The sequence below is a fragment of the Burkholderia sp. LMU1-1-1.1 genome (assembly GCF_040675865.1).
In the GTDB taxonomy this organism is placed as follows: Bacteria; Pseudomonadota; Gammaproteobacteria; order Burkholderiales; family Burkholderiaceae_D; genus Rugamonas.
In genome coordinates this window covers 161,084-175,644 of record NZ_JBEGHG010000009.1, presented here as the reverse complement: position 1 = coordinate 175,644, position 14,561 = coordinate 161,084, and the positions used below count along the sequence as shown (strand labels likewise).

Here is a 14,561-nt window from a genome sequence, read left to right as displayed (position 1 = left end):
GACCTTGACAATGTATCCACTGTGAACGATCTTGTATACATAAAAAAGAAGATTGCATATCGTATGCAATAAAGATAATATTTCTAGACATCAATTTCTTGGAGGAATGTATGACCACTTTTACCCGCAGGTCCGTACTCGCCGCACTGGCCACAAGCCCGCTGTTGTTTCAACCAGCATGGGCGCAGACCAAGACGCTTAAAATCTCCCACCAGTTCCCGGGCGGCACGATCAACGAAGGCGACTTCCGCGACCGCATGACCCGCATGTTCGCGGCCGAAGTGGAAAAACGCTCCAAGGGCGGCCTGAAATTCGAGATCTATCCGGGCTCCTCGCTGATGAAGACCAACGCCCAGTTCTCGGCCATGCGCAAGGGCGCGCTGGACCTGTCGCTGGTGCCCCTGTCGTACGCGGGCGGCGAAGTTCCGGAGGTGAACATCGGCCTGATGCCGGGCCTGGTGACGTCCTACGAACAAGCCTACGGCTGGAAGAACGCCGAAGTGGGCAAGGAGCTGGCGCGCATCCTGTACGAGAAAGGCATCGTGCTGGTGAGCTGGATCTGGCAGGCCGGCGGCGTCGCCTCGCGCACCAAGCCGGTGGTGGATCCGGAAGACGCGCGCGGCATGAAAATCCGCGGCGGCTCGCGCGAAATGGACCTGATCCTCAAGGCCGCCGGCGCCGCCGTGGTGTCGCTACCGTCGAACGAAATCTACGCCGCCATGCAAACCGGCGCGATGGAGGCGGCGCTGACCTCCTCCACCTCGCTGATCTCGTTCCGCCTGGAGGAAGTGTCGAAGGCGCTGACCACCGGCCGCAATGGCGCGTACTGGTTCATGTTCGAGCCGCTGATGATGTCGCGTTCGATCTTCGACGCGCTGACCAAGGAACAGCAAGCGACCATCCTGGCCGTCGGCGCCGAGCTGGAGGCGTTCGCGCTCAAGTCGGCCAAGGAAGACGACAACAAGGTGGCGGCGGTGTATCAAAAAGTCGGCGCCAAAGTGGCCGACCTCAATCCCGCCGTCGTCAAAAAATGGCAGGCCATCGCGCGCACCACCGCCTGGAAGGACTACGGCGAGAAAAATGACAACTGCGCCAAACTGCTGAAACTGGCGGAGAAAACGCTGTGAGCCACGGCTTCGAGCTGGAGCCGGGGCGCGGCCCCGCGCCGCCCGACAACCGCATCGTCGCCGCCGCGACCGCGCTGCTGGACCGTTTGAACCGCGCCTTGCTGCTGCTGTCGATGATCGCGCTGGTGCTCACCGCCGTCGTGCTGACCTACTCGGTGGTGTCGCGTTACTTCTTCCACGCGCCCACCGACTGGCAGGACGAGGCCTCGGTGTTCATGCTGGTGGGCGTGACGTTCTTCTGCACGGCCTTCGTGCAGTCGCATCGCGGCCATATCGGCATCGAAGCGGTGGCCTCGCTGCTGCCTCGCTCCGTCAACGCGGCGCGGCTGCTGTTCGTCGACGTGGTGTCGGCGCTGTTCTGCGCCTTCTTCTCGTGGAAATCGTGGGCGCTGTTCCACGAAGCCTGGGTCGACGGCCAGACCACCTCGTCGACCTTCGCGCCGCCGCTGTGGATACCGTACTCGATGATGGCCGCCGGCATGACCCTGCTGACCCTGCAGATCGTGCTGCAAACGCTGGCAAGGATGACCAACAAACCAACGCTGGAGCGTGCGGCATGAGCGAACTGACTCTGGGAGCGCTGTACGGCGCCGTTACATTGGTGGTGATGTTCTCCGGGATGCCGATCGCCTTCGCGCTTGGCGTGGTGGCCACCGGCTTCATGTACTTCTTCATGCCATCGTCCTCGCTCGACACGATCACGCAAAACGTCTACGAAGAGATGGCGTCGATCACGCTGCTGTCGATCCCGCTGTTCATCCTCAAGGGCGCGGCCATCGGCAAGTCACCGGCCGGCAAGGACCTGTACTCGGCCATCCACACGTGGATGCACAAGGTCCCGGGCGGCCTCGGTATCGCCAACGTGTTCGCCTGCGCGCTGTTCGCGGCCATGGCCGGCTCGTCGCCGGCCACCTGCTCGGCCATCGGCTCGGCGGGCATACCGGAGATGCGCAAGCGCGGCTACTCGCCCGGTTTCGCGGCCGGCATCATCGCCGCCGGCGGCACGCTGGGCATCCTGCTGCCGCCGTCGATCACGATGATCCTGTACGCGGTCGCCGCCGAGCAGTCGCTGGGCCGCCTGTTCCTGGCCGGTATCGGCCCCGGCATCCTGCTCGTCGCGCTGTTCGCCGGCTACGCCGTCTACCGCGCGCAGAAGGAATACAAGATGGCGCTGGCCATCTACCAGAACGGCGGCGAAAAGTCGCCGTACCTGGAGGACGAGCATTTCACGCTGAAGCAAAAAGTGGAAATGCTGCCGCGCGTGCTGCCGTTCATCGTGCTGCTGATCGGCGTCATGGTCGCGCTCTACGGCGGTTTCGCCACCCCGTCCGAGACGGCGGGCCTGGGCGCGCTGCTGGCGATGGTGCTGCTGGCCGTGATCTACGGCGTGTGGAAGCCGAAGGACCTGTCGCCCATCCTCAGTTCATCGATCAAGGAATCGACGATGCTATTGCTGATCATTGGGATGTCGCTGCTGTACTCCTACGTGATGAGCTACCTGCATATCAGCCAGTCGGCCGCCAATTGGGTGGTGAGCCTGCACCTGTCGAAATGGCTGCTGCTGACGGTGATTTTGCTGATGGTGGTCGTCTTCGGCTTCTTCCTGCCGCCGGTTTCGATTATCCTGATGACCGCACCGATCATCCTGCCGCCATTGAAGGACGCGGGTTTCGACCTGATCTGGTTCGGCGTGGTGATGACCGTGGTGATGGAAATGGGCTTGATCCATCCGCCGGTGGGGCTCAATATATTCGTTATCAAGAACATCGCGCCAGACATACCGCTCAAGGATGTGATCTGGGGCGTGTTCCCCTTCCTGGTGCTGATGTTCGTGGCGGTGATCTTGCTATGCCTGTTCCCGTCCATCGCCACAGGCCTGCCTGACATGATTATGGGAGCAAAGTAAATGACAGTCGCCGCATGGAACACCCTGCAGCTTAACCGCGCAGCACGACTCAAGCGCGCCGGCACGGCACTGGGCACCGACCTGACGGGCAAAAGCCTGCCGGCCGCGCGCATCGCCGATCTGCTGCACGCGGTGATCGAATGCGGCGACCGCGTTTGCCTTGAAGGGAATAACCAGAAACAGGCCGACTTCCTCGGCCACGCGCTCGCGCACCTGAATCCGGAAAGGGTCAACAACCTGCACATGCTGCAGTCGGTGCTGGCGCTGCCGGAGCATCTGGATGTGTTCGAGCGCGGCGTCGCCTCGAAGCTGGACTTTTCGTTCTCCGGCCCGCAGGCGGCGCGCGTGGCGCGGCTGGCGTCGGCCGGCAAGCTGAATATCGGCGCGATCCACACCTATCTGGAGCTGTTCAGCCGTTACTTCATCGACCTGCCGCCGCGCGTATGCCTGATCGCGGCGGAGGCGGCGGACCGCCACGGCAACTTGTACACGGGTCCAAACACCGAGGACACGCCGGCCATCGTCGAGGCGACCGCCTTCAAGCAGGGCATCGTCATCGTCCAGGTCAACCGCATCGTCGACAGCGTGCCGCGCGTCGACGTGCCGGGCGACTGGGTCGATTTCGTCGTGCAGTCGCCGCGCCCCTACTATATCGAACCGCTGTTCACGCGCGATCCGGCGCAGATCTCGGAAATCCAGGTACTGATGGCGATGATGGCCATCAAAGGCATCTACGCGGAATACGGCGTGCAGCGCCTGAACCACGGCATCGGCTTCGACACCGCCGCCATCGAACTGCTGCTGCCGACCTACGCCGAGTCGCTCGGCCTGCGCGGCAAGATCGGCAAGCACTGGGCGCTCAATCCGCACCCGGCGCTAATTCCGGCGATCGAGGCGGGCTTCGTGCAATCGGTGCATTCGTTCGGCTCGGAGCTGGGCATGGAGGACTACATCCACGCGCGGCCCGACGTCTTCGCCATCGGCCCGGACGGCACCATGCGCAGCAACCGCGCCATGTGCCAGGCCGCCGGGCACTACGCCTGCGACATGTTCATCGGCTCGACCCTGCAGATCGATTTGCAGGGCAATTCGTCGACGGCGACGGCGGGCCGCATCTCCGGCTTCGGCGGCGCCTCCAACATGGGCGCCGACGCGCGCGGACGGCGCCACGCCAGCCCGGCATGGCTGAAGGCGGGCCAGCAGGCGCGCGAAGGCCGCAACACCATCCCTCGCGGCCAGAAGCTGGTGGTGCAGATGGTGGAAACCTTCCGCGAACATATGCAGCCGGCCTTCGTCGAAAAGCTCGACGCGTGGGAGTTGATGGAACAGGCCAAGATGGCGATTCCTCCGGTGATGATCTACGGCGACGACGTCACCCACATCCTGACCGAGGAAGGCATCGCCAACCTGCTGCTGTGCCGCACCGACGAAGAGCGCGAGCAGGCGATACGCGGCGTGGCCGGCTACACGCCGGTCGGGCTGGGACGCGACGCGCGCATGGTGGAAAACCTGCGCGATCGTGGCATCATCCAGCGTGCGGAGGACCTGGGCATCGACAAGCGCCTGGCCACGCGCGACCTGCTGGCCGCCCGCAATATGAAAGACTTGGTGCGCGCATCGGGCGGTTTGTACCAGCCGCCCAAGCGTTTCCGCAACTGGTAAAGGAGCAGATATGGAAACCCTGAACTACCGATTCGAGCAAGGAACCCGCCGCCTCAAGACCGATCCGCAAGTGGTCGGCGTGGTCGGTTCCGGCAATCTGGAAGTGCTGATCGAGCCTGCGGCGCTCGATGGCGCCTGCACCATCGAGATCACCACGGCGGCGGTGGGCTTCGGCCCTATCTGGCAGGCCGTGATGAATGACTTCCACGCGCGCTGGCTGCTGGCCGACACCCGTATTTCGATCAACGACATGGGCGCGACGCCGGCCGTCGTGAGCCTGCGGCTCGACCAGGCCGTGCAAACCATGCTGGGAGAAGCACCGTGAACGCCGCCGTGAATCCAATCCGCGCCGTCAGTTATCAGGAAGCGACCGCGCGCGAGCGCCTGCAGTCGCTGTTCGATCCAGGCAGCTTCGAGGAATTCCTGCCGCCGTCCAAACGTGTCATCAGCCCGCACCTGGGTCAGCTCAACGCGCCGGTGGCCTTCGACGACGGCGTTGCCGTCGGCCGCGCCTCGCTGGGCGGCGTGCCGGTCTACACGGCCGCGCAGGAAGGTGGTTTCATGGGCGGCGCCGTGGGCGAGGTCCATGGCGCCAAGCTGGTCGGCCTACTGCGCCGCGCCGTCGCCGACAAGGCCGCCGCGGTGGTGCTGCTGGTGGAATCTGGCGGCGTGCGCCTGCACGAAGCCAACGCCGGCCTGATCGCGGTGTCGGAAGTGATGCGCGCCCTGCTCGATGCCCGCGCCGCCGGCGTTCCGGTGATCGTGCTGGTGGGCGGCTCCAACGGCGCCTTCGGCGGCATGGGCATCGTCTCGCGCTGCGCCAATGTGGTCGTGATGTCGGAGGAAGGCCGGCTGGCGATGTCCGGTCCGGAAGTGATCGAAACCGCCAACGGCGTCGAGGAATTCGATTCGCGCGACCGCGCGCTGGTCTGGCGCAGCACCGGCGGCAAGCACCGCTATCTGATGGGCGACTGCCAGCGCATCGTCGCCGACGACATCGCGGCCTTCCGCACGGCGGCGCGGGAGGCGGTGGCGCAGTACGCCACCCAGCCCGCCGAACTGTCGATGGAGGCGCTGGAAGCCGAACAGCGCATGCTCGACGAACGCATCGCCAGCTTCGGCGCCCTGCCCGATCCGGTCGATATCTGGACCGCGATGCAAATACCCGACGCGGCCAATGTGCCGATGCTGGAAGTGGACAGTTTTATCGCGGTGGCCGCGGCGCGCCGTATGGGAGCCTGACATGGACTGGAAAAAACTGGCGGATACGCTGTTCCCGCAAGGCCACTCGATCGTCGAAAAAGACGATTTCCTGTGCGGTAGCGGTCAGGTGGATGGCGAGATGGTGAAAGTGATCGGCACCACCGGCCACACGCCCATCGGCGTGGAAATCGCACTGGCGCAAGCCAAGTCGATCCTGCACACCGTGCGTGAATTCCCCGGCAAGCCGATCCTGATGCTGATCGATACGCAAGGCCAGCGTTTGCGTCATCGCGACGAAATGTTGGGCATCAATAGCTATATGGCCCACCTGGGAAAGTGCGTGGACCTGGCGCGGCGCAAGGGCCACAAGATCATCGGGTTGGTCTACGACCAGGCCTTGTCGGGCGGCTTCATCACCAGCGGCCTGATGGCCGACGCCTGCTACGCCCTGCCCGACGCCACCATCCGCGTCATGGGGTTGCCGGCGATGGCGCGCATCACCAAGGTGCCGGAGGAACGCTTGACGGAACTGGCGCAAAGTAATCCCGTGTTCGCGCCGGGCCCGGAGAACTATCTGCGCATGGGCGGCTTGCAGGCGATCTGGGAAGGCGACCTGGCGGCGCAGCTGAAGGCGGCGCTGGCCGAACCGGCCACCGGCGACCGGCGCAGCGCGCTGGGGCTCGAACGCGGTGGACGCCGCCTCGCGCAGCCGGTGATCGAAGCGGTCATGACGGACAGCGATGTACGCGCCGCCTGAAAAAAATGACATGCCCGGCGCGGCGGCAACCGCTCCGGGACTGGAGCGCCACACGCTGGTCTGGCTTGGCGACGCTGGCTGGAACGCCGCGCAGGCCACCACCGAGCCACAGCCAAAGATGGCCTTTCAGCTGTGGCAAAGCCAGTCCTGGCCGGTGATCGTGCGACGCGCGGACAGCGACGCGGGGCCGGATGAAATCTGCCTTGGATTGCCGTTGCCTCCCGACGAAGACAGTGGCGAGAAGGTGCGCATTTCGTTGCGCGCGCATGCGGTGCATATCAAAAAAACGACGCCCGCGATTGATCTGGCGTCCGTCGTGCGCTCCCTGTCAGGCCCTCTGCGCGCGCCGCTCGCCGCGCTACAACACGATGCCGCGGACATGCATCTGCGGGTCTACGGTTCGCTGGCGATGGAAGCCATCACCGGCCTGCCCTATGTATCGCCGACGTCGGATGTCGATATCCTGTTTCATCCGACCAGCCGGCGGCAATTGGACGATGGCGTCGCGCTGCTGTCCCGCCATGCGACGCTGCTGCCGCTCGACGGCGAGATTGTTTTCCCCGGCGGCGCGGCCGTATCGTGGAAGGAGTGGCGGATGGCGATCGCCCATCCGGCCAAGGTGCTGGTCAAGGAGCTGCTTACGGTGCGCCTGGCCGATACGGCGTCGCTGGTGGCGCTGCTGGAGCCGTCATGATGCGCGCCACCAGCCTTGTCCCCGCCCCGCGCGCGCTCATACCACACGCCACACCACGACAGCTGAGCGCTACAACGCAGCGACACTTCGCCCGCGAGATCGCGCGCCTTGCCGTGGGCAGCCTGTACACCGAACTATGCCTGTATCCGAAACCGGGACTGGTGTCGCTGGTCGATTCGGGCAGCCATAGCGACATGAACGCGGCCACCTTCGTGCGCAGCCTGTTCTCGCTGCGTCACTATTTCCGGGACATCTGCCTGGCGGGATTGGACGACGCCCCCTTCGCCCGGTTGAAACAACTTGGCATCGCGGCGGAGCGGGCGATGTTGAAGGCGACGCGAGGCGTCAACACGCATCGCGGCGCCATCTTCAGCCTTGGGCTGCTATGCGCGGCGGCAGGCCGCGCCCTCGCCCAGGGCACGCCGACGACACCAGCCGCGCTGCGCGCCACCATGCTGATACGCTGGGGCGAGGAACTGGCGATGCACGCCAGCGCGCCGTCCGCGCCGGCCGCCGCGGCCAGCAACGGCCTGCGCGTGGCGGCGCAATACGCAGCGAGCGGCGCGCGCGAGGAAGGCGCGCTTGGCCTGCCATCGGTGTTCGAGATCGGCGTGCCGGCCTTGCAGGCGGCGCGCGCGCGCGGCGCCACGATGACGATGGCCCGCATCGACGCGCTGTTTGCACTGATGGCGCACATCAGCGACAGCAACGTCTATCACCGCGCCGGCCCACAAGGCGCGCAAACGGTAAGGACGCACGCGCAGCGCTTCCTGGACGCCGGTGGCACCGCGAACGCCGACTGGCTTGGGCTGGCCCTGTCCAGTCACCAGGTGTTCGTGCAGCGGCGATTATCGCCGGGCGGCGCCGCCGATCTGCTGGCCGCAAGCTGTCTTGTGCAGTCGATCGCCGCGCTGGACGCGGACAGGTCGTGACGATGTCATACGGCACGCAATCACGGCTGCTGCTGCTCTGCCCCGGCCAGGGTGGACAGCATGCACAAATGTTCGACCTGGCGCGCACCAGCGCAAGCGCGGCCGCCCTGCTCGACGGCCTGTCCGCCGCCATGCCGCAGGCTTTCGGTGGCGCGGATATTTACGCCAACAGCAACGCGCAACCGTTGATCGTGGCCGCGACCTTGTCCATGTGGGAAGCGATCCGGGAGTTTGCGCCACAACCTGCGCTGGTCGCCGGCTACAGCATCGGCGAATTGTCGGCTTACGGCGCCGCCGGCGCCTTCACCGCCGCGACGGCGACCGGGCTGGCCGCACGACGCGCGCAACTGATGGACGCCTGCCTGGCGACGCATCCGGGCCAGGCGTTATTGGCGTTGTCCGGTCTGAGCTCAAAGCGGCTCGAAGAACTCTCGACAGCGCACGCTTTTCACATCGGTATAGAAACCGGCGAGGACGCCAGCATCGCCGGCGGACCGGCGCAAAGGGCCCAGGCGCTGGAATCGGCCGTCATCGCAGCGGGAGGACGATGCACGCGGTTGCCGGTCGAAGTGGCGTCGCACACGCCGTTCATGCGCGACGCCGTGGAGCCGTTCGCGGAACTGCTGCGGCAAACCGAATTCGCCCCAATGACCGCGCCGGTGCTGGCCGGTATCAGTGCAACCCCTATCCACGACAAGAAACAGGCGGTCGAGCAGCTGTCGCGCCAGATGGCGGAAAAAATCCGCTGGCTCGCGTGCATGGACGCCTGCGCCGAAGCCGGCATCACCTACGCGCTGGAATTGGGGCCCGGATCGGCGCTGACGAAGATGCTGCAGGCGCGGCACCCGCACATCAACACCCGGTCGATCGCCGATTTCCGCACGCTCGACGGCATCCGGAAGTGGCTGGACCGCGCCGCCGACTAATCATCCGCGATTGTTCTGCGTCGCCCACGCGACGATGTTGGTCGCATCCATCGCCCCCGGCTGGCGCGCGATTTCCCGCCCTCCCTTGAACAACGCCAACGTCGGAATGCTGCGGATCGCGTAGCGCGCCGACAAATCCTGCGCCTCCTCGGTGTTCACCTTGACGACGCGGAATTGCGGCTCCAGCCGCTGGGTCGCCTGCGCATAAAACGGCGCCATCGTGCGGCATGGACCGCACCACGGCGCCCAGAAATCCACCAGGACCGGAATATCACTGCGTTCGATATGTTTGAGGAAGCGCGCGCTCGACAGATCGACCGGCTGGCCGGTAAACAGCGCGCGCTGGCACTTGCCGCACACCGGCTCGGCCGACAGCCTGGCGGCCGGCACGCGGTTAACGGCGTCGCAATGTGGACAAACGATGTGCAGCGATTCCGGCTGCGCGGTGGTGGAAGTCGTCATACCCTATCTCCAGACAGCATAAGCTGGCCATGATAAAGCATGGACGAAAAAAATGCCGCGCGCGGCGATCCCCGATCCCGCACACGGCAAATCTCATTTTATTTTACTGCAACCGGTATCAAGTTTCCTTGCGGGCTACGGTTTGCTTGCTGCCCTGAGCGGCCGCCTGGGCCGCAGTTTGTGCCTGGGTGGCTTGACCGCCTTGCATGCTGCCGGCGTGGCTCTCGGCACCGTTCTGGCCGGCGCTCTGCAGGGACTGGCTGCCGCGCACTTCGGTACCGCGCGATTGGCGTGAGCCGTCGTACTGGCTCATGAACGGATCGGTGAACTTGCTGACGGCGTCCTGCTGGCTGCGCAGGTTTTTTTCCGTTTCCTCGGATGTCACACGCGCCACCTCATCGGCCAATGCCCGGGCGGTGCGGCTGGTTTCCTGTACGTGCTCTTCGGCTACTTTGGACAGGTCAACCTGGGTGTCGGCGGCAATCCGCGACAGGTGCTGGTGGTAGGCGCGCAGCTTTTCCGCCGCCGGCTGCGCATGCGCGGCCGCTGCGGCGAGCGCTTCGGTGGGACGGTTCGCGGTAATAAATTGCTGGCCGGTCATCGTGCTTTCTTCCAGCAAGGTTTGAGCCAGTTGAATATTGAGGTCGCTGTATTGCTGAACGGTACGGAACAAGGATTTCGACATGTCGTTGAAGAACGACAACTGCGCTTCCAGATGAGTTCTGGCGGCTGGGGTTACTGACTGGGAAAATGGATACATAAGTATGCCTCGACAAGAAAGTAAAAGGGGGCCTTGAAGTCTAGCGATTGTGTCGATCCGGTTTCGACGACGCGTCTGCAGCGCGAATGCCAAGGCTACGTCAGCCCTACCCGCGCTGTATGATCTAGATCAAACGTACACCGAACGACGACGTCAAAAAATCGCCTCCCTGTTTTGCTCCCAGTCAGCAAAAATGCCGCCCATCAATGATAGCCCGCAATATCCGCGCGGAAAAACCGGGCTGAAAACAAACGGGGCCGGTTCAGCACACGCTGAACCGGCCCCGCTCGCTGCCACGCGTCGGCGGCTTACTTAAACAGCACCGAGGCTTTCTGCACGGTGATGGAGATGCCGATGGCCATTGGGATGCCCACCGCCAGCCAGCCGAAAGCAACCGCGATCGGGCTGGTGGTGCCGCCCGCCGCCACGGCCGCGCCGGTCGACGCGGCCGCGTCGCGCTCGTGCGCCAGCTTCTTCTCGGCCGCCAGTTCGGCGTCGGTCATAAAGTGCTTGTCGGCGATCGGGCGCACCAGCAGGTTGCACACCAGGCCGACCAGCAGCAGGCCCGCCAGCACGTACATCGTGAAGTCGTAGGCCTGCGCCTTCGGCACGCCGTTGGCGATCTGGTATTCACGCACGTAGTTGACCAGGATCGGACCGAACACGCCGGCCGCGGCCCACGCGGTCAGCAGGCGGCCGTGGATGGCGCCAACCATCTGCGTGCCGAACAAGTCGGCCAGGTAGGCCGGCACGGTGGCGAAGCCGCCGCCGTACATCGACAGGATGATGCAGAAGAAGCCGACGAACAGCCCCAGATGGCCGCCGTGCGCCATCGAGGGAATCGACGCGTACAGCGTGAAGCCCAGCACGAAGAAGATACCGTAGGTGACTTTGCGGCCCAGGAAGTCGGAGCACGACGCCCAGACGAAGCGGCCGCCGATGTTAAACAGCGACAGCAAGCCGGTGAAGCCGGCGGCGATGGCGGCGATCTGGCCCTTCTGCGCCAGCGTCAATTCATTGAACGCGGTGGTCACGCCCAGCAGCTGGCCGCCGAAGATCTCCTGCAGCAGCGGTGAAGCCATGCCCAGGATGCCGATACCGGCCGTCACGTTCAGGCACAGCACCAGCCATACCAGCCAGAATTGCGGGATGCCCCACACCTTGCTGGCGTGGACGTGGCGGGTGGTGATCATGGCGTTGGCGTTGGTCGCCGGAGGCGTCCAGCCGGCCGGTTTCCAGCCGGTGGCCGGAACGCGGTACGACAGCGCGCCCGCCATCATGAAGACGAAGTAGATCGCCGCCATGGCCAGGAAGGTTTGCCAGACGCCGACGCCGCCGGCGGTGGCGAAGTGCTTCATCAGCATGTCGGCCAGCGGTGCGCCGATCATCGCGCCGCCGCCGAAGCCCATGATCGCCATGCCGGTCGCCATGCCGCGACGGTCCGGGAACCATTTGATCAGGGTCGACACCGGCGAGATGTAGCCGAGACCGAGGCCGATACCGCCGATCACGCCGGAGCCGATCCACATCAGCCAGATCTGGTGGTGGTAGACGCCCAGCGCCGAAATCACCAGGCCACCGCACCAGCACAGCGCCGACACCACGCCCGCTTTGCGCGGACCGGCGTGTTCCAGCCAGCCGCCGAACAGCCAGGCGGACAGGCCGAGGAAAACGAAGAACATCGTGTACATCCAGCCCAGCATCGAGATCTGCCAGTCGCACGTCGACGACAGGATGCGGGCCATCAGATCCATCTCGGCCGCGCAGGCCAGCGGCTCGGTGACGCCGACCGCGCGCGACAGCGGCAGCCAGAACACCGAAAAGCCGTAGGCCATGCCGATGCATAGGTGGATCGCCAACGCCGCCGGCGGCACCAGCCAGCGATTGAAGCCGGACCCCGCTATCGTGCGGTCCTTCTCCAGAAAATCAAAAAACGCCATGTTTACTACTCCCCTGATTATTTCTCAAAAACAACTAAGGCGCGCAGGGTAGCATAGAAACAGCGATTTTTAAACCAATATATTGTCTAACGGTCTAGTTATCGTGCGTAGCGGCAATAATTAGGCTACACTGATTGAAGTTTCCGCATGGCAATAATAGACAGGCAACTATCATGGCGATATCAGCACTTCACACTTCGGCCTCGGGCCTGCAAGCGAGCGCCGGCGCGTTGGCCAATAGCGCGCACTCGGTCGCCAACATGAGCACCGCGGGCTTCGAGCCCGCGCGCGCGACGTTCCAGGAAAGCTCGCCAGCCGGCGGCGGCGTCACGCTATCGGTGCAGGGACGGCAAATGCAGTCGTCGGAAGCCAGCGGCACCGACTTCGCCACCGAGGCCACCAACTCGCTGGTCTACAAGGCGCAGTTCGACCTGTCGGCCAAAGTGATACAGGCCGCCGACGAAAACCTCGGCACGCTGATCGACATCAAAGCTTGACAGGGTCCGGCCGAATCGGCACATTGGGGACTTCCGAGAGGGAGACCATGACAAGAGACCAGAAAACGCCGGCGCGGGCCGGATGAACAGGATAGGCGCCAACGCCGATATCGACGTCGAGCAGGTGCTGACATCGCTGCCGGACCGCATCAGCGGCATTCCGCGCCGCTGGTCCGCGCGCGCGCCGGACGCGCCGGCGCTGCACGACGGCCGGCGGTACTGGAGCTACGCGCAACTGGCGGCGGCGGTCGATCAAACTTCCAGGCTGCTGCGCCGGCTCGATGTGCGCGCCGGCGACCGCCTGATGGTGGTCGGCGAGAATTGCGTCGCGCAAGTGGTGCTGACCTTCGCCGCCGCCGACATCGACGCCTGGATCGTCCACGTCAACGGCCGCCTCTCCGCGCGCGAGGTGGACCAGATCCTCGACCACAGCGGCGCGCGGCGCGTGATCTACACATCGATGCCGGCCTCCCCTGAAACCACGGCCCACGGCCAACGCCATGGCGCCGAGCCGTCGCAGCCGCCATTCGGCGACGTCCCGTGGATGATCGGCGCGCTGAACGCCGGCGGCGCGCAGGAAGCGCCGCATGCCTCGTCCGGGCGCCAGGTGGCGGCGCTGATCTACACCACCGGCACCACCGGCAATCCCAAGGGCGTGATGCTCACGCACCGCAACCTCTTGTTCATCGCCGCCATTTCGAGTACGCTGCGCGGCCTGACGCCGGACGACCGCGCCTACGGGGTGCTGCCGATCACGCACGTCTACGGACTGGCCTCGGTCATGCTGGGCACCTTGTACGCTGGCGCCTGCCTGTATCTGTGCCCGCGCTTCACGCCCGAGGCGCTGATCGCGGCGATCCGCGACGATGGCCTGACCATCCTGCAGGGCGTGCCGGCGATGTACGCGCGCCTGCTCGAAAAGCTCGGGACCGGCGACGACGGTGAACCGCGCCGGCTGGAAAACCGGCTACGCTTCGCCTATGCGGGCGGCTCGCCACTGTCGCCCAGCCTGAAAACGCAGGTCGAGCGCCTGCTGGGGGTGGCGCTGCACAACGGCTACGGCATGACGGAGACCTCGCCGACGGTCAGCCAGACGCGCCTCGACGCGCCGCGCGGCGACGCCTCGGTCGGCATGGCGATTCCGGGCGTGGAGGTGCGCGTGGTGGACAAGGCTGGCGCCGATGTGGCGGCGGGAGCCGACGGCGAGCTGTGGGTGCGCGGCCCTAACATCATGCTGGGCTACTACCGCGAGCCGGAAATGACGGCGGCGGCGATGCGGCCCGGCGGCTGGATCAACACCGGCGACATGGCGCGCCAGGAGGCCGACGGCGCGCTGTTCATCGTCGGCCGCACCAAGGAGCTGGTCATCCGCTCCGGCTTCAACGTCTATCCGCTGGAAGTGGAGACGGTGCTGAACGCCCATCCGGCGGTGACGCAATCGGCGGTGGTGGGCCGCGATTCGAACGACGGCGACGGCAACGAGGAGGTGGTCGCCTTCGTCGAACTCGATCCGCGCCACAGCGGTTCGACCGCGGAGTTGACCATACAATTACAGCAGTACCTGGCGGGCCGGCTGTCGCCTTACAAATGCCCGTCGGAGATCATCGCGATGCAAACACTGCCAGCGGCAACGACCGGCAAGATCTTGAAAGGACGGCTGCGGCAACTGGCACAAAAGTAACCCGAAAGGTGGAG

General features: G+C 65.1%; 15 protein-coding genes. 12 read left to right on the top strand and 3 right to left on the bottom strand.

Features of this window, described 5'->3' with window-relative positions; all coding sequences use genetic code 11:
• Positions 1-110: 110 nt before the first annotated feature.
• From dctP to MRBLMU1_RS10355, 10 genes are read left to right on the top strand one after another with little or no spacing between them, the layout of a single operon-like run.
• Positions 111-1,127 (top strand): TRAP transporter substrate-binding protein DctP, encoded by a 1,017-nt coding sequence (dctP, locus tag MRBLMU1_RS10400; protein WP_363500584.1) that lies wholly within the window; start codon positions 111-113, stop codon positions 1,125-1,127.
• Positions 1,124-1,687: a TRAP transporter small permease gene (locus tag MRBLMU1_RS10395; protein ID WP_363500581.1), complete on the top strand. Its 564-nt coding sequence runs from the start codon at positions 1,124-1,126 to the stop codon at positions 1,685-1,687. The genes dctP and MRBLMU1_RS10395 overlap by 4 nt, the downstream gene beginning before the upstream one ends.
• Complete coding sequence (locus tag MRBLMU1_RS10390) at positions 1,684-3,033, top strand: TRAP transporter large permease (protein ID WP_315217413.1); 1,350 nt, start codon at positions 1,684-1,686, stop codon at positions 3,031-3,033. Before MRBLMU1_RS10395 ends, MRBLMU1_RS10390 begins: the two co-directional genes overlap by 4 nt.
• Positions 3,034-4,695, top strand: a complete 1,662-nt coding sequence (gene mdcA, locus MRBLMU1_RS10385) for a malonate decarboxylase subunit alpha (protein ID WP_363500576.1) — start codon at positions 3,034-3,036, stop codon at positions 4,693-4,695.
• Between the two features lie 10 nt (positions 4,696-4,705).
• Positions 4,706-5,020: a malonate decarboxylase acyl carrier protein gene (gene mdcC / locus MRBLMU1_RS10380; protein ID WP_363500573.1), complete on the top strand. Its 315-nt coding sequence runs from the start codon at positions 4,706-4,708 to the stop codon at positions 5,018-5,020.
• Positions 5,017-5,937, top strand: a complete 921-nt coding sequence (locus tag MRBLMU1_RS10375; protein WP_363500570.1) for a biotin-independent malonate decarboxylase subunit beta — start codon at positions 5,017-5,019, stop codon at positions 5,935-5,937. The genes mdcC and MRBLMU1_RS10375 overlap by 4 nt, the downstream gene beginning before the upstream one ends.
• Before the next feature lies 1 nt (position 5,938).
• Positions 5,939-6,655: a biotin-independent malonate decarboxylase subunit gamma gene (gene mdcE, locus MRBLMU1_RS10370; protein WP_363500567.1), complete on the top strand. Its 717-nt coding sequence runs from the start codon at positions 5,939-5,941 to the stop codon at positions 6,653-6,655.
• On the top strand, positions 6,639-7,349 hold the full coding sequence (mdcG, locus tag MRBLMU1_RS10365) for a malonate decarboxylase holo-[acyl-carrier-protein] synthase (protein WP_363500564.1): 711 nt from the start codon (positions 6,639-6,641) through the stop codon (positions 7,347-7,349). Before mdcE ends, mdcG begins: the two co-directional genes overlap by 17 nt.
• A complete protein-coding gene (gene mdcB, locus MRBLMU1_RS10360) occupies positions 7,346-8,281 on the top strand; it encodes a triphosphoribosyl-dephospho-CoA synthase MdcB (RefSeq protein WP_363500561.1) in 936 nt (311 codons plus the stop codon). The genes mdcG and mdcB overlap by 4 nt, the downstream gene beginning before the upstream one ends.
• Positions 8,282-8,283: 2 nt before the next feature.
• A complete protein-coding gene (locus MRBLMU1_RS10355) occupies positions 8,284-9,207 on the top strand; it encodes an acyltransferase domain-containing protein (protein WP_363500647.1) in 924 nt (307 codons plus the stop codon).
• Here the strand turns inward: MRBLMU1_RS10355 and trxC are convergent, their stop codons facing one another.
• The 3 genes from trxC to MRBLMU1_RS10340 all read right to left on the bottom strand — a co-directional run bounded on the left by trxC (position 9,208) and on the right by MRBLMU1_RS10340 (position 12,369).
• Complete coding sequence (gene trxC / locus MRBLMU1_RS10350; RefSeq protein ID WP_363500558.1) at positions 9,208-9,669, bottom strand: thioredoxin TrxC; 462 nt, start codon at positions 9,667-9,669, stop codon at positions 9,208-9,210.
• A gap of 118 nt (positions 9,670-9,787) precedes the next feature.
• On the bottom strand, positions 9,788-10,429 hold the full coding sequence (locus MRBLMU1_RS10345) for a phasin family protein (RefSeq protein ID WP_363500555.1): 642 nt from the start codon (positions 10,427-10,429) through the stop codon (positions 9,788-9,790).
• Positions 10,430-10,737: 308 nt separating this feature from the next.
• The gene (locus MRBLMU1_RS10340) at positions 10,738-12,369 is read right to left on the bottom strand and encodes an OFA family MFS transporter (protein ID WP_363500552.1); all 1,632 of its coding nucleotides are present in this window, start codon (positions 12,367-12,369) and stop codon (positions 10,738-10,740) included.
• A gap of 173 nt (positions 12,370-12,542) precedes the next feature.
• Between MRBLMU1_RS10340 and MRBLMU1_RS10335 the strand changes: the two genes are divergently transcribed.
• Together MRBLMU1_RS10335 and MRBLMU1_RS10330 are read left to right on the top strand one after the other, a co-directional pair.
• Positions 12,543-12,866 carry a flagellar basal body rod C-terminal domain-containing protein gene (locus tag MRBLMU1_RS10335; RefSeq protein ID WP_363500549.1) on the top strand — a complete coding sequence of 108 codons (324 nt, stop codon included), beginning with the start codon at positions 12,543-12,545 and terminating at the stop codon, positions 12,864-12,866.
• Between the two features lie 82 nt (positions 12,867-12,948).
• On the top strand, positions 12,949-14,547 hold the full coding sequence (locus MRBLMU1_RS10330) for a class I adenylate-forming enzyme family protein (RefSeq protein WP_363500546.1): 1,599 nt from the start codon (positions 12,949-12,951) through the stop codon (positions 14,545-14,547).
• Positions 14,548-14,561 lie beyond the last annotated feature (14 nt).

What these genes read in the sequence shown, in the direction of transcription:
- dctP (WP_363500584.1), top strand. Translation starts at nt 111, where the DNA reads ATGACCACTTTTACCCGCAGGTCCGTACTCGCCGCACTGGCCACAAGC.
- mdcE (WP_363500567.1), top strand. Translation starts at nt 5,939, where the DNA reads ATGGACTGGAAAAAACTGGCGGATACGCTGTTCCCGCAAGGCCACTCG.
- MRBLMU1_RS10355 (WP_363500647.1), top strand. Translation starts at nt 8,284, where the DNA reads ATGTCATACGGCACGCAATCACGGCTGCTGCTGCTCTGCCCCGGCCAG.
- MRBLMU1_RS10330 (WP_363500546.1), top strand. Translation starts at nt 12,949, where the DNA reads ATGAACAGGATAGGCGCCAACGCCGATATCGACGTCGAGCAGGTGCTG.
- mdcA (WP_363500576.1), top strand. Translation starts at nt 3,034, where the DNA reads ATGACAGTCGCCGCATGGAACACCCTGCAGCTTAACCGCGCAGCACGA.
- MRBLMU1_RS10390 (WP_315217413.1), top strand. Translation starts at nt 1,684, where the DNA reads ATGAGCGAACTGACTCTGGGAGCGCTGTACGGCGCCGTTACATTGGTG.
- mdcB (WP_363500561.1), top strand. Translation starts at nt 7,346, where the DNA reads ATGATGCGCGCCACCAGCCTTGTCCCCGCCCCGCGCGCGCTCATACCA.
- mdcG (WP_363500564.1), top strand. Translation starts at nt 6,639, where the DNA reads ATGTACGCGCCGCCTGAAAAAAATGACATGCCCGGCGCGGCGGCAACC.
- MRBLMU1_RS10335 (WP_363500549.1), top strand. Translation starts at nt 12,543, where the DNA reads ATGGCGATATCAGCACTTCACACTTCGGCCTCGGGCCTGCAAGCGAGC.
- mdcC (WP_363500573.1), top strand. Translation starts at nt 4,706, where the DNA reads ATGGAAACCCTGAACTACCGATTCGAGCAAGGAACCCGCCGCCTCAAG.
- MRBLMU1_RS10340 (WP_363500552.1), bottom strand. Translation starts at nt 12,369, where the DNA reads ATGGCGTTTTTTGATTTTCTGGAGAAGGACCGCACGATAGCGGGGTCC.
- MRBLMU1_RS10345 (WP_363500555.1), bottom strand. Translation starts at nt 10,429, where the DNA reads ATGTATCCATTTTCCCAGTCAGTAACCCCAGCCGCCAGAACTCATCTG.
- trxC (WP_363500558.1), bottom strand. Translation starts at nt 9,669, where the DNA reads ATGACGACTTCCACCACCGCGCAGCCGGAATCGCTGCACATCGTTTGT.